The organism is Shewanella sp. SM74, from assembly GCF_025653725.1.
In the GTDB taxonomy this organism is placed as follows: Bacteria; Pseudomonadota; Gammaproteobacteria; order Enterobacterales; family Shewanellaceae; genus Shewanella; species Shewanella oncorhynchi.
On record NZ_JAKKRZ010000006.1, the window covers coordinates 139344 to 153028 of the forward strand.

9 protein-coding genes and 1 riboswitch are annotated in these 13685 nt (G+C 46.0%); of the genes, 5 read left to right on the forward strand and 4 right to left on the reverse strand.

The genetic code is table 11. The features are described 5' to 3' along the window. Nucleotides 1-25: 25 nt before the first annotated feature. A complete protein-coding gene (locus L5M49_RS08475) occupies nucleotides 26-1594 on the reverse strand; it encodes a methyl-accepting chemotaxis protein (protein WP_263265832.1) in 1569 nt (522 codons plus the stop codon). A gap of 531 nt (nucleotides 1595-2125) precedes the next feature. Here L5M49_RS08475 and L5M49_RS08480 point away from each other — a divergent pair. Then, the gene (locus tag L5M49_RS08480) at nucleotides 2126-3391 is read left to right on the forward strand and encodes an HD-GYP domain-containing protein (RefSeq protein ID WP_263265833.1); all 1266 of its coding nucleotides are present in this window, start codon (nucleotides 2126-2128) and stop codon (nucleotides 3389-3391) included. 173 nt (nucleotides 3392-3564) lie between these two features. On the opposite strand, the gene L5M49_RS08485 is transcribed toward L5M49_RS08480, so the two are convergent. Beyond that, nucleotides 3565-5352 carry an aminopeptidase P family protein gene (locus L5M49_RS08485; protein WP_263265834.1) on the reverse strand — a complete coding sequence of 596 codons (1788 nt, stop codon included), beginning with the start codon at nucleotides 5350-5352 and terminating at the stop codon, nucleotides 3565-3567. 655 nt (nucleotides 5353-6007) lie between these two features. Here L5M49_RS08485 and L5M49_RS08490 point away from each other — a divergent pair. Then, entirely contained in the window at nucleotides 6008-6793 is a 786-nt protein-coding gene (locus L5M49_RS08490) for an ROK family protein (protein ID WP_028761333.1), read from the forward strand. A gap of 373 nt (nucleotides 6794-7166) precedes the next feature. Then, nucleotides 7167-7255, forward strand: a riboswitch (cyclic di-GMP riboswitch). A 113-nt stretch (nucleotides 7256-7368) separates the two neighbouring features. Then, nucleotides 7369-9975 carry a glycosyl hydrolase family 18 protein gene (locus L5M49_RS08495; protein WP_131523612.1) on the forward strand — a complete coding sequence of 869 codons (2607 nt, stop codon included), beginning with the start codon at nucleotides 7369-7371 and terminating at the stop codon, nucleotides 9973-9975. A gap of 132 nt (nucleotides 9976-10107) precedes the next feature. Here L5M49_RS08495 and L5M49_RS08500 read toward each other — a convergent pair whose 3' ends face one another. Beyond that, nucleotides 10108-10578, reverse strand: a complete 471-nt coding sequence (locus L5M49_RS08500; RefSeq protein WP_028761331.1) for an FKBP-type peptidyl-prolyl cis-trans isomerase — start codon at nucleotides 10576-10578, stop codon at nucleotides 10108-10110. Nucleotides 10579-10828: 250 nt separating this feature from the next. Between L5M49_RS08500 and L5M49_RS08505 the strand changes: the two genes are divergently transcribed. Beyond that, nucleotides 10829-12184 carry a short-chain fatty acid transporter gene (locus L5M49_RS08505; protein WP_131523613.1) on the forward strand — a complete coding sequence of 452 codons (1356 nt, stop codon included), beginning with the start codon at nucleotides 10829-10831 and terminating at the stop codon, nucleotides 12182-12184. A gap of 82 nt (nucleotides 12185-12266) precedes the next feature. Here the strand turns inward: L5M49_RS08505 and L5M49_RS08510 are convergent, their stop codons facing one another. Then, entirely contained in the window at nucleotides 12267-12746 is a 480-nt protein-coding gene (locus L5M49_RS08510) for an HPP family protein (protein ID WP_263265835.1), read from the reverse strand. Nucleotides 12747-13022: 276 nt separating this feature from the next. Between L5M49_RS08510 and L5M49_RS08515 the strand changes: the two genes are divergently transcribed. Then, nucleotides 13023-13637: a TetR/AcrR family transcriptional regulator gene (locus tag L5M49_RS08515; protein ID WP_263265836.1), complete on the forward strand. Its 615-nt coding sequence runs from the start codon at nucleotides 13023-13025 to the stop codon at nucleotides 13635-13637. Nucleotides 13638-13685: the final 48 nt, after the last annotated feature.

The window sequence follows — 13685 nt, forward strand, 5'->3', positions numbered from 1 at the left end:
GTATTTTGGATCTTTTACTTATTGTTCAGCCGAAGGTGCGCCTCAGGCCAAGGGCTTTTTCGGCATTGTGTTTAAGAAGATGGGCTGCATCACCAATCAGATGGGTTGCGGCTAAGTTCTCGGCGCTGGCATGGGTGATGGAGTGAATATTACTGGCGATCTCATTGACCACTTGACGCTGTTGATCGGCTGCCACTGCATTTTGTTGGGCAAAGGTGTGGATATCACTCACTTCTTGGTAAATGGTGTTTACATTGTCGGCGGACAGTTGAATATCGCTGGCACAACGCTCCGCGTGTTGGCGGCTTTGTTCCATTTCTTTGGCCCATGCGTTGAGCATAGTGAACATCTTATCGACACTCTTAGAAATACTGTTGGTTGATAGCTGGGTTCTGCTCGATAGGGCGCGAACCTCATCGGCGACCACGGCAAACCCACGGCCTTGTTCACCCGCACGGGCAGCTTCAATCGCGGCATTGAGGGCGAGGAGATTAGTTTGCTCGGCAATAGAGTCAATTTCGCCCATCGCATTAGCGACTTGCTCGGCTTCTTTATTTAATTGATGGGCATTGTTGGTTGCATCGGCAACAGACTTTGCCAGTTGCTCCATTTTTTGAGTGTTGGCCTTCATGTTGGCACTGCTTTTAAGGCAAAGATCATAGGCGGTATTGATGCTGGTGGACGTGAGATGGGTATTCTGCGCCACTTCTGTGATGGTTGAACTCATTTCTTCCATCGCGCCAGATAGCTGTTCTAGCTGACTTTTCTCTTGATCTAGGCTGACATAGGTTTGCTCGGTCGCGACCACTAATTGATCGGCAATTGCATGTAATTGATTGGCTTGATCTTGGGTGCGCCCAAGTACGCCATTCATTTTAGCCTGCAGCATGATGAGCTGGAAATCGAGGATAGAAGAGGTATCTGCACCCGAGTAAATGTAACGACTGATAGAGTCATATTTGGTTTGCATTTCAATCAGTTTAGCGGGAATACGAAAGGCCTCATCGTAGAAAATGGCGAGGTTTAAACTCATCAGAATTGCCCCTGCGATAATTACGCCCCAGCCCCAAAAGTAGCCAGCGATCAGTAAACCTGTGGAGGCTACAACCGCAGATACGATACGTTTTTGCATTAAACTTAAGGGTTTAGGAATGGATCTGTCTAATTTGAGTCTTTGGTAAATCTCATTAGCTTTCGTGACGTAGGCGGCTTGAGGCTGAATGCGCACCGATTGGTAACCGATAATAGTGCCGTTTTCAAACAAGGGCGAAACAAAGGCATCAACCCAATAGAAGCCACCATTCTTACAGCGGTTCTTGACTATGCCGCGCCAAGATTGGCCTGACTTAAGTTTTTCCCACATTTCTTTAAAGGCGGCGCTCGGCATATCCGGATGGCGCACCATATTGTGTGCACTGCCAATCAATTCTTGATCGCTATAGCCTGATACTTCGGCAAAGCGGGCATTGACGTAAGTGATGATACCGCGAGTATCAGTGGTGGAAATGAGTTCATCTTGTGGTGTTAAGCGGATTTCTTGATCTGATCTCTGTGTATTAACTATTTTATTCGCTGAGGCGTTACTCTGGCTCATTTAGTGTGTCCATTCAGGGCCGATGTGGTTCATTAGGGTTCAGGACGCGGTGTTAGGCGCGAATTTTCTTGTGCTGACTCTCATCGGAGTAAGCTTGTTATGTGATAAGAGTATCATTTTTGTGTGGGTATAGGAGAGCGGTTTCTCATGGCTGACTGGTGAAAATCAATCGTTCGTCGTATTTATAAGCTATTGCAATATATAAAGTTTTTAAGTAGCGAGAATGTGGAGTTAAACGAGCGTTTATCCTGTTAAATCGTTAATTCTAGTATTTTGTATAGGGTTATTCTTTTATGTCTTGAGTGGGTATTTGTCATTCATCTTAAATATAAATTATGTTCGATGATATTGGACTAATGTCCTTGATTCGGCTTGATATCGCAGTATTCATGGAGCGCTTTATTGGGCTTAGTCTATTCTTTAATGGGCAACAAAAGATGGCTTATTTTTCCTTGCTTCAGTGGTGTATCTTGATTTTGCTCTTTTAGTTTATTAGCTCACAGCGGGAATGCTACATAAGAGGAACTTCCCATGGCGATATCACTTAGGCGTGGTGTAACTAAATTAGCCACAGTGTCCTTGGGAACAGCGGCGGCACTGCCACATTGGCGACGTTTGATTTTTGAACGTTTATTTGGCTTTCTAGCGATTCTCTGCGTGCCTGTATACATCACTAGTGTGTATTTATGCGTCATCGCCGAACTCTGGTTTATGGTGGTATTTGATACGCTGGCTTATCTATTTTTACTGCTTTTACTGTTTTTTCCTAAGCTTGCTGATAGTACGCGTTTTGGCTGTGGCTGCTTGCTAGGTTTTGCTATTGGCATCGGTTTTTTAATTGCGATTGGCCCTTCGGGAGCTGGTTTTTTCTGGTTATTTATTTTCCCGCCGTTAGTCGGTATTTTTTTAGGAAATCGAGCCAGCTTATATGCCCAGTGTTTGAATGGGCTAAGTTTGGTATTGATTGGTTTTGCCTATCATTTTAATTGGCTCAATTGGCCTGAAACCCAAGGTTATAGCATCGGTATTTGGGCCGTTGTGGTGGTCAATTTTATCGTGACCAATGCCATGTTGACGTTAACTATTACTTATTTATTAGGTAAGTTGGCTGACGCACTCGATTCAACCTTAGCATCACGCCAAGCTACCGTATTAGGCTTAGCTAAACTCGCCGAATACAGAGATAACGAAACAGGCGCGCATTTGCTACGTATGCGGCAGTATTCGAAAATGCTCGCGTCGCAGCGACTACTGGCCGCCAATCCTCCTGCAGAATTGAACGAAGATTATATTCAAGACATTAGTTTGTCGGCCATTTTGCACGATATAGGTAAAGTCGGTATTGCCGATGCGATTTTGCTTAAACCGGGTAAATTAACGCCGCAGGAGTTTGAGCAAATTAAAGCTCATCCTGTGATCGGTGGACAAGTGCTATGCAGTTTGTTGGAATATGCGCCCCAATGTACTTTTATTCAGATGGGCCGCGATATTGCTTCGGGTCACCATGAAAAGTGGGATGGTAGTGGTTATCCCCTTGGTTTGAAAGGTGAAGATATTCCGCTTTCGGCAAGGATAGTGGCCCTAGTTGATGTTTATGACGCGCTGACTTCTCCCCGATGTTATAAGCGGCCCTTTAGCCACCAAGAGGCTATCGACTTAATTATTGAAGGCAAAGGTCAGCATTTCGACCCTGAATTAGTCGATTGTTTTATGGCAATTCATCAGGACTTTGAAGTGTTGTCTAAAGCATCGCTGGATGATGCTTACCAGCCGATGGCACAACCTACTATGGTTTAGCGATTCATGTTTTTAAATCGTGTTTTGAAATCATGGTTTTGAAATAAGACGTGGGTTTTAAAACACACTGATAGCGCTAAAAAAACGCCCAATGCTAATTGCCTTGGGCGTTCTATTTTATAGCGCGTAAGTGACTAAAATAACGACTTAAATTGCTACTTATCAGCGGAGTGCTAAATTGCTTTAGTCACTTGAGTTAACCAAGCCAATTCATCCCCTGACATCAACGGAGAAAGTGTATTGAATACTTGCTGATGATAAGCATTAAACCAGTCTATTTCCCCTTGCGTTAACAGGCTCTTATCAATAAGGCGTGCATCCATAGGGATCATAGTCAGTGCATCGAACTCATATATCTCACGCTCAGCCCCTTTAAGTGCTTCACAGTGTTGCACTACGACGAGGTTTTCTAGGCGAATACCGAAATCGTCGGCGCGGTAGTAACCCGGCTCGTTGGAAAGCACCATGCCTGGCATCAGGGCAATAGCGTTAACATTCTTGCCTATGCGCTGCGGACCTTCGTGCACACTTAAAAAATGACCCACACCATGGCCTGTACCGTGATCGTAATCAAAACCATGTTGCCATAAATATTGGCGGGCGAAGGCGTCGAGCTGCTGGCCTGAAGTACCTTTTGGGAAGCGAGCTTGGTCTAGCGCGATATGACCTTTTAGCACCAGCGTGACCATTTTTTTATGCTCATCGGTCACTTCACCAATCGCAATAGTACGGGTCACATCTGTGGTGCCGTCAATATACTGAGCGCCAGAATCCACTAAGTAGATGCTGTCCATTGTCATCATGGCTGGTGTGCCATTGTTGTGATTGTAATGGCACATAGCGGCATTAGGACCGGCAGCTGAAATCGTGTCGAAACTTGGCTCGCGGTAACGCTCATCTTCTAGGCGAAAGCTTTCCAATTTATCCGCAAGGGTGCCTTCATTGTGCATGCGATTGGCTGCCACTTCGGCATCGAGCCATGCAAGGAATCGACTCACGGCGACGCCATCGCGGATATGGCAGGCACGCATGCCGGCCAGTTCTGCGGCGTTTTTCTGCGCTTTAGGTAAAGCGACAGGATCGATTCCAGCTATCAATTTTGCTCCTGCCTCACGGGCAATGTTTTGTGCCCAAGCGTTTGCAGAATTCGGATCGGCAAGTAGTTTTACGTCCTGCATGCTGGCGAGTGTATCGGCAAGAGATGCCTCGCCCTTAAAGCTTACGCCAGCACCAACATGCTCCTCAATGCCCTCTGGGAGTTTGCTTAAATCGGTGAAAAGCTGCATATCGCCATTGGCGTGGAGCAGGGCACTGCCGAGTACAACGGGCAGGCGCGGTACATCATTGCCGCGAATGTTGAGTAGCCAGCAGAAAGAATCTAACGCGGCGATTAAGGCGACATCACCACCGGCTTTTTTTACTAATGCACCAATTTCAATGCGTTTTTGCAGGCTGGTTTTACCTGCACTCTCGTTGCTAAACAAAGTGATAGGCGCATTCGACTGTGCTGGGCGATTCTGCCAATGCAAATCGATAGGGTTTTGCTCAACTGCAACTAATTCGATTTGGGATTTATTTAAAGTTGCTTTGGCATTTTCATACCAAGCTAAGGTGTGTAAGCGCGCATCGAAGCCGACGCGTGACCCCGCTGGTAGCGTGTCACATAACCACTCAATTTGTGGTGTATCGGTTAGGCTTTCATAACTGAAAAGTGTGGCATCGACTTGCAAACGAACTTGAACCGTATAGCGGCCATCGGTAAATATTGCGGCTTTATCTTTCAATACGATAGCCATACCCGCCGAACCGGTAAAGTTGGTTGCCCAGTGCAAACGTTCGTTATGTGCTGGCACATATTCGCCCAGATATTCGTCGGCACGGGGAATAATAAAAGCATCGAGATTAGCAGATGTTAATTCGTTACGAATAGCACCGAGACGGTTAGCGATTGATTGTGACATAAGGGCTCCAATTGAGACTGGCATGCTATGCGAGTCGGTAGGCGAAGATCACCTAAGGATGAATGGTTTATACCCAAACAACCTGAAGATGCAGGATTCAGCGGTAATTTAACGCACTTTAGGCAAGGCGGTTATTTGCAGACCTAGTGGGCTAAGTTAAAAATAACCAACGCAGTATAAAGTGCGTTAAAAACCGCCGGGACGGAGCGTCTAGGGCACTTCACTTCCGTGTTGCATCAATTCAAAAGGTAGCCGACATTCTGTCATTGATACGCCTTGAATTGAAGCACCCTAGGCGCTCTGAAACTCGTATCTTCAGGTAGCTTGGGTATATGTTGATTTGAGTTTTAACCGGCTCGGATTATCGCAAGTCTAGCGCGCTAGATGCAAGGGTAGCGAATAAAGGATTTTGTATACAATCGTGAATTTGTGCAGGTAAGACGCTTGAGATTATGGGGTTTGTTGTTAATTTATTTATGTGATTTTGAGCATGAAAAGTGAATTAAATAAAAGGTTGGTCATGTTTTAATTAGGACTTGTTCCTTAAAAATTAGCAACTTAAGTTTTATTCAATCGCTAACATTTGGACCCTATGCTAACATTTGCCATCTCTACTCGGGGTCAGAGTGGGGCACATGTATCAGTGGAGTAAGCGATGCAAATACTAACAATAGATGTGGGCGGTACCAAAGCCCTGTTCGAACTTCAGCTCGCGGGGCATACAGAACAATATAAAATCCCCACAGGTGAAGGTTTTAAAATTGAAGAGTTAAATAATCAAATTGCGGCGTTTGAACGTGATTATGATTTACAGCATTACCAACTAGCGATTGCCGTACCTGGACTGGTACAAAATAATCGTTTGGTTTCTTGTAAATCTTTACCCGGACTCAATGGATTGAGCTTCGATACAGTCAAAACCCAGGGTGAGCTTAAGTTTATCTGCAACGATATCGATGCGGGTATGCAAGCGACTTGTGATGCCAAATATGCCTGTGAGTTATTGGTCATGTGCGGCACTGGGATCGGTATGTCTATTGCTTTTAATGGACAAGTCTTTACGGGAGCGACGGGCGTGGCGGGGGAGTTGGGGCCTTGTCGCGTGATGACAGAATCTGGTGAGTTTAGTTTAGAGCAACTGGCCAGTGGCGATTCAGTGCGCAGCCGCAAAATCTCCACTCAGGATGATTTATATCGCGCGGGCAGTTATCTCGGCATGGGATTAGCGTGGGCGGTTAATTTATTTAATCCCAATCGAATTTGGCTTGCTGGCGGTATGATGAATAGCGCTCCTTACTACAAAGGCTGCCTCGAAAGCTTAAAGCAAATGGCATTGAGCGCGCCCTTAGCTGAGATGAAAATCAATCGTGTCGATGATATGGAAACCTTGGTTTGCCGCGGTTTATCTGTGATGCTCGCAAGGGACTATCCTCGTGCATAAGGATCATAAATAACCCCGTGTATAAGGATCATAAATGCCCCGCGCATAAGGATCATCATGTTGCTCGACAATGGTTTGCGCCATGAATGTTTAGTGATTGGGTTTTAGCTGCATAAGTGACGTAAATTGTGAAATATAAAGCAGGACTTGTGATGCCTTTGGCATATCGAGTCCTGTTTTTTATTCTTAAAGTATTCAGATAATCCTCATTACCCAAAGTAAATATTAGCGATAGTTTAATTTGCATAATTCCTTTCTTATCAGATGACTAGTTCTATTTACGATTTTAGCCAATAACGCAGTTGATAATATTTTGTTGCAATTTTATTGCGCTTACGCTTATGCTGATATTTACAATGACAACGTTGTCATTGTGTGTAAAAGGCAAACCAGTTGAAAAACTGGGACGCAAAGCCTCCGGTCTAAGGGTTCGTCTGTACCTATGATAGCGGGGATACCACAGGTTTTTCTTCGTGCAGTTGTCAGTCGTTTTGCATGGTTTTAAGAGAGTGCTGTTTCCTGTCTACGCTTTGTTTGCCTTATTGATTCATATAAAAATTCAATAGGGATATCTCATGTTCAAGACTCAAATTTCAACATCAGCCTTGCTAGTGGCATCAGCGCTGGCATCTACCATCAGTGCCAGTGTTTTTGCAGCGGCGCCCGGTAAACCGACTTTAGGTTGGGGCGAAACTAAGTTCGCTATTATTGAAGTGAATCAAGCGGCTACCGCTTACAATCAATTAGTTACGGTGAAAGATGCCGCCGATGTCTCCGTCAGTTGGAACCTTTGGAGTGGCGATGTGGGCAATAGAGCCCAAGTGTTACTCAACGGCAATGTAGTTTGGGAAGGCCCATCTGGCGCGTCGGGAACCGCTAACTTTAAGGTGAACAAGGGCGGCCGTTATCAGATACAAGTACAACTGTGTAACAGCGATGGCTGTACGGCGAGCGATGCTAAACAAATCCTCGTGGCTGATACCGACGGCAGCCATTTAGTGCCACTCAATGCTCCCCTAAAAGAAAACAACCGTCCCTATGCTAATAAATCAGGCAAAGTGGTGGGCGGTTACTTTGTCGAATGGGGCGTATACGGTCGTAAATTCCCGGTCGATAAGATACCTGCACAAAACTTAACCCATATTTTATATGGCTTTACCCCAATTTGTGGTGGTGATGGCATCAATGATAGCTTGAAAGAAATCGAAGGTAGTTTCGAAGCGTTGCAACGTGCCTGTAGTGGTCGTGGTGATTTTAAAGTTGCGATTCACGATCCTTGGGCAGCGATTCAAATACCGCAGGCGGGAGTGAGTGAGCATTCAGATCCTTACAAAGGTAACTTCGGTCAATTGATGGCACTTAAGCAAGCACATCCAGATTTGAAGATTTTACCTTCGGTCGGTGGTTGGACCCTCTCGGATCCCTTCTTTTTCTTCGGTGATAAAACCAAGCGCGATATCTTTGTCGCTTCGGTGAAAGAGTTTCTACAGACATGGAAATTCTTCGATGGCGTGGATATCGACTGGGAATTTCCAGGGGGAAATGGCGCTAACCCAAATTTAGGTAATGCCAATGACGGTGAAACCTATGTGACTCTGATGCGTGAACTGCGGGCTATGCTTGATGAACTAAGCGCCGAAACGGGTCGTACCTATGAGCTGACCTCAGCTATTAGCGCTGGTGACGATAAAATTCAAAAAGTCGATTATCAGGCTGCTCAGCAGTACATGGATTACATCTTCTTGATGAGTTACGACTTTAATGGTGGTTGGACTAATACTGAACTCGGCCATCAAACCAATCTGTATGAAGCGAGTTGGGATCCCAATACCCGTTACACCACAGCTAATGGCGTTAATGCGCTGTTAGGCCAAGGTGTGACCCCAGGGAAAATTGTGGTCGGTGCCGCTATGTATGGCCGCGGTTGGACAGGTGTCAATGGCTACAGTGGTAATAATCCTTTCACGGGGACGGCAACGGGCAAAGTAAAAGGTACTTGGGAAGCTGGTGTGGTGGATTATCGTCAGATAGCGAACGATTACATGGGAAGTGGTTGGACTTACAGCTATGACGAAACGGCCGAGGCGCCATCTTTGTTCAAGGCATCTACTGGCGATTTAATCACTTTCGATGATGCTCGTTCAGTTAAAGCCAAGGGGCAATATGTGCTTTCTAATCAACTTGGTGGGCTTTTTGCGTGGGAACTTGATGCCGATAATGGTGACATTCTGAATGCCATGCACGAAGGTTTAGGTCATGGTGAAGGCACCACTCCGCCAGTGAATAAAGCGCCCATTGCCAATGCGGGCGCGGATGTGAATGTCACCGGTCCCGCCGATGTTACGCTCAATGGTAGCGGTTCGCGCGATCCTGAAAACGCTGCCTTAAGCTATCTCTGGACTCAAGTCTCTGGGCCAAGTGTTGCCATCGCGAATGCGGATATGGCGAATGCGACTATTCAACTGGGAGCAACCCAAACCGATGTCGCCTATGGTTTTAGCCTTAAAGCCACCGATCCTGAAGGGTTATCTGCCACAGATTCAGTGACAGTAACCAACAAGGCTGATACGCCTAATCAAGCACCTGTAGTGACTCTGGCTCCGACTGCGACAGTTGAAGCGGGTAAAACCGTCAGTATAGTAGCGAGTGCCTCCGATGCAGATGGTGATGCCTTAACCTACGCTTGGACTGTGCCCGCAGGCGTGTCGGCAACCGGGCAAAATAGTGCCACGTTAGTGGTTACTGGCCCCAATGTTACCGAAGCGACCCTCTATGGTTTGAGCGTGCTGGTTTCCGATGGTGCCTTAGATGCAAGCGCATCGACTAATCTGACTGTGACGCCAAAAGTGGTTGGTGGTGGGTGCGATGCAACCGATCCCAATGCCGGTAACTATCCTGCTTGGCAAACCAGTGTGGTGTATAACACGGGCGATACTGTGAGTCATAGTCAGTTGGTATGGAAAGCAAAGTATTGGACGCAGGGTAATACGCCATCTCGCACCGCAGACCAATGGCAGCTACTCAGCCAAGTTGATCTCGGTTGGGATGCGGGTGTGGTGTATAACGGCGGTCAAACTACTAGCTATAACGGTCGTGTGTGGAAGGCGAGTTACTGGACTAAAGGTGATGTACCGGGTGTTGCAGCAGTATGGGTTGATATTGGCGCGGCAACCTGCCAGTAATTATCCCAAATTTTGATATTATTGGTTAAAAAATAAAGCCCTGCGAAGTTTCAGGGCTTTTTTCTTTATTAAGCGTTAGGTTTTTTTATGAATACAGCCGAATGCGTTAAGACAGACTCATTGAAGACTGATTTAATCAATCTTAAGCAGTTCCACATCAAAAATTAACACAGAACCACCACCAATCTTGCCCGTGCTACGGTTACCGTAGGCGAGTTCACTGGGAATAAAAAACCGCATTTTATCGCCAACAACCATAAGCTGTACGCCCTCAGTCCAACCTTTAATCACCCGATTAAGCGGAAATGCGATGGGTTCGCCGCGATCAACCGAACTGTCAAACACAGTACCGTCAATCAAAGTGCCATGGTAATGGACTGTCACTGTATCGCTGGCTTTAGGATGAACTGTGCCATCGCCCTGAGTTAATACTTGATATTGCAAACCTGAAGCTGTGGTGATCACACCTTCTTTGGTTTTGTTTTGTGTTAAAAACTCATTGCCTAAACGGATATTTTCTTGGGCGGCTTTTTGGCCGTTCATCGAGGTAAAGAAGTAAAAAATCACCCCAGCAATCACCACAACGGCAAGTAACATTTTCATATAAAGAGCACCTTAGTTAATTTTTGCCATATTATCAGTTTTTTAGCATCAGATGCTATCGGCACTCGCGTGTGCGTTGAGCTGGATATCTGGTGCTACCAGTTCAAACCGTTAAAAACTCCCTCAAGACTTTATCCTGCTTTAGAGATCGCTTAATCTGTGGGCTTAAGACTCAATAAAAATTCAATAAAAACAAATAAGAACTAGGGCGTGTTGACGTTTTAGTTCAGATAATAAACAAGGAAAGTCTATGTTAAACAAAGCGGCAAAACCTCTGGTCAAACTCGTCGACCGATATCTACCCGATCCTTATATTTTCGTGCTTTTACTTACCTTAGTCGTATTAATTGCTGCTGTGGTTGCCGAACATAAAACCCCGCTGGAAGTCATCAATTATTGGGGCGATGGCTTTTGGACGCTGTTAAGTTTTTCGATGCAGATGCTGTTAGTGCTGGTGGCAGGATTTATGTTGGCAAGCTCGCCGCCGATTAAAAAGCTGCTCGATGCCATTGCTGGATTGGCTAAGTCGGCACCACAAGCCATTATTTTAGTGACTTTGGTGTCACTGGCCGCCAGTTGGATTAACTGGGGTTTTGGGCTAGTGGTGGGCGCGTTATTTGCCAAAGCCTTAGCTCGCAAAGTGAAAGTGGATTATCGATTGCTGGTCGCCAGCGCCTATTCCGGCTTTGTGGTTTGGCATGGTGGGCTTGCGGGTTCGATCCCATTAACCATAGCGACGGTGGGGCATTTCTCTGAATCGCAAATCGGTATCATCCCCACCAGTGACACCATTTTCGCGAGTTATAATTTATTGTTAGTGGCAATTCTGTTTGTGGTCATGCCCTTAGTAAATCGCTTTATGTTGCCAGAAGAAAAAGACAGTGTTTATGTCGACCCAAGCGCCCTTGATGACAAAGACGCTGAACTTGATTCTTCGGCGTTAGAGCTTAACTTTGCAAATATGAGCGAGCGTCAGCCTGAAAGCCGTCCTGCGGATAAGTTAGAAAATAGTCGTTTACTCGGCTGGAGCGTCGGTGGCGCTGGGCTTGTATATTTAGGTTATTACTTTTGGGTGCAGGGCGGTAGCTTAAACCTCAATTTAGTGAACTTCTTATTTTTATTCCTCGCCATACTGTTACATCAAACACCACGCAGTTTATTAACCAGTTTGAATGAGGCCATTAAGGGCGGCGCAGGTATTGTTATCCAATTTCCCTTTTATGCGGGCATTATGGCTGTGATGGTGCAATCGGGTTTAGCTCAAAGTATTTCGGAAGGTTTTGTGGCCATCGCTAGCGCCGAGAGCCTGCCATTTTGGAGCTTTATCAGTGCAGGAATTGTGAATATTTTTGTGCCATCGGGAGGTGGCCAATGGGCCGTGCAGGCGCCGATTATGTTACCCGCCGCACAAGCTTTAGGTGCAGATGTCGCTCGGGTCGCAATGGCCGTTGCTTGGGGAGATGCGTGGACTAATTTGATTCAACCTTTCTGGGCACTGCCCGTGCTGGCGATTGCAGGCTTAAAAGCGCGGGATATTATGGGCTTTTGTTTAATGCAATTGATGATCACTGGCGTGATTATCAGTATCGCATTGAGCTGGTTTTAAAGGCAAAATGACAGCCAATTTTGCATTTTAGAGTAAAGTGTAGGGCAATTTAAAATTGCCCTTTTTTATTGGCGATGAATGATTAAAACCACTTTTGTGGGTATTGCCGGCGGCAAAGTAAGTTGTGATACAGCCAACCAAAAGCCAGAATGAGTGCAACACCACTGGCGACGGGCATATACAGAAAATCCCAGTGCTGCGCCGTGAGCATAACGACCAGAGGATTCGCTCCCGCGGGTGGATGCACTGTATGAGTTAACATCATAACCGCTATGCCTAATCCGACCGCAAGCCCTAAGGCTAGCGGGGATACTCCTAAAGTATTTAGAATGATCAGTCCAACCAAACTCGTGAGTAAGTGGCCGCAGAGAATGTTTCTCGGTTGAGCGAGTGGACTTTCTGGCAAGGCAAACAACAACACCATAGTGGCACCAAAGGGGGCCATCAACCAAATGGTTTGCGGTGTTAGCTGTTCAAGCGTTGCTAAACTACTGATACATAACATGGCTCCACACCCTGCGAGCAAGGCCATCTTTAGATTCTGTGGATTGATTCTTTGCATCTTCTCTCCTATTAATGGCTTGTGTTAAGCCCTTATTTTGATAATGAATTGTGGACGTGAATGTTCAGCAAACCATCGCCGCTAACATGCTGTGGTGTTCCGTGTTCACTCTTGATTTCACTATTAACTTAATTTCGTTACCGAGGTAGACAGATTTGTCTACCGCTGTGAATGTTCTCACGAGTAGACTGACTTGTCTACTCGTGAGACGATAGGACTCATATTTGTTAGCTAAGATTTGCTAACGAATGTTTGCCAAAGAAGAGGAATGAGTTGATGCAGGGCACTGAGATTCAGGCAGGTACGCCATCGGATAAACGGCAGCAATTGGTCACTACCGCATTTAAACTGTTTTATTTTCAAAGTGTGCATGGGGTGGGGATTAACCAGATTTTGCAGGAATCGGCGATCGCCAAAAAAACCCTGTACCACCACTTTGCCAGTAAAGATGAGTTAGTTGAAGCCGTGGTTCGCTATCGTGATGAGGTTTTTTATCAATGGCTTAGCGAGCGAGTGAACGCATCGCCAGCGGGACGAGAGGGCATTGGTGGGTTATTTATCGCGCTCGATGATTGGTTTAATCAAAGAGTGCCGCAACTGTGTGAGTTTCGCGGCTGTTTTTTTATCAATGTCAGCGCCGAATTTACTGAGCCGAGCCATCCTGTGCACCAACTCTGCGCCCTGCATAAACAGCGAGTGGCGAGTTTAATTGAGCAGCAAGTCTCTGCATTGGGCTTGCCTAAAGCTAAGACCCAATTTCTCGTTGCAGCAATAGGTTTACTCAAAGAGGGGGCGATAGTGTCGGCACAATTAAAAGGTGACACTCAGTCTGCACTGTTGGCGTTGTCTGTGGTTGATCAGTTGATCGATACCGCGACTCATGCTGCTTAGAGTGCCACCCTTAGATAGCGATTCTTAGATAAGGCGCCTCATATAAAG

Coding starts and splice junctions, on each gene's coding strand:
- L5M49_RS08475 (WP_263265832.1), bottom strand. CDS start 1,594: ATGAGCCAGAGTAACGCCTCAGCGAATAAAATAGTTAATACACAGAGA.
- L5M49_RS08480 (WP_263265833.1), top strand. CDS start 2,126: ATGGCGATATCACTTAGGCGTGGTGTAACTAAATTAGCCACAGTGTCC.
- L5M49_RS08485 (WP_263265834.1), bottom strand. CDS start 5,352: ATGTCACAATCAATCGCTAACCGTCTCGGTGCTATTCGTAACGAATTA.
- L5M49_RS08490 (WP_028761333.1), top strand. CDS start 6,008: ATGCAAATACTAACAATAGATGTGGGCGGTACCAAAGCCCTGTTCGAA.
- L5M49_RS08495 (WP_131523612.1), top strand. CDS start 7,369: ATGTTCAAGACTCAAATTTCAACATCAGCCTTGCTAGTGGCATCAGCG.
- L5M49_RS08500 (WP_028761331.1), bottom strand. CDS start 10,578: ATGAAAATGTTACTTGCCGTTGTGGTGATTGCTGGGGTGATTTTTTAC.
- L5M49_RS08505 (WP_131523613.1), top strand. CDS start 10,829: ATGTTAAACAAAGCGGCAAAACCTCTGGTCAAACTCGTCGACCGATAT.
- L5M49_RS08510 (WP_263265835.1), bottom strand. CDS start 12,746: ATGCAAAGAATCAATCCACAGAATCTAAAGATGGCCTTGCTCGCAGGG.
- L5M49_RS08515 (WP_263265836.1), top strand. CDS start 13,023: ATGCAGGGCACTGAGATTCAGGCAGGTACGCCATCGGATAAACGGCAG.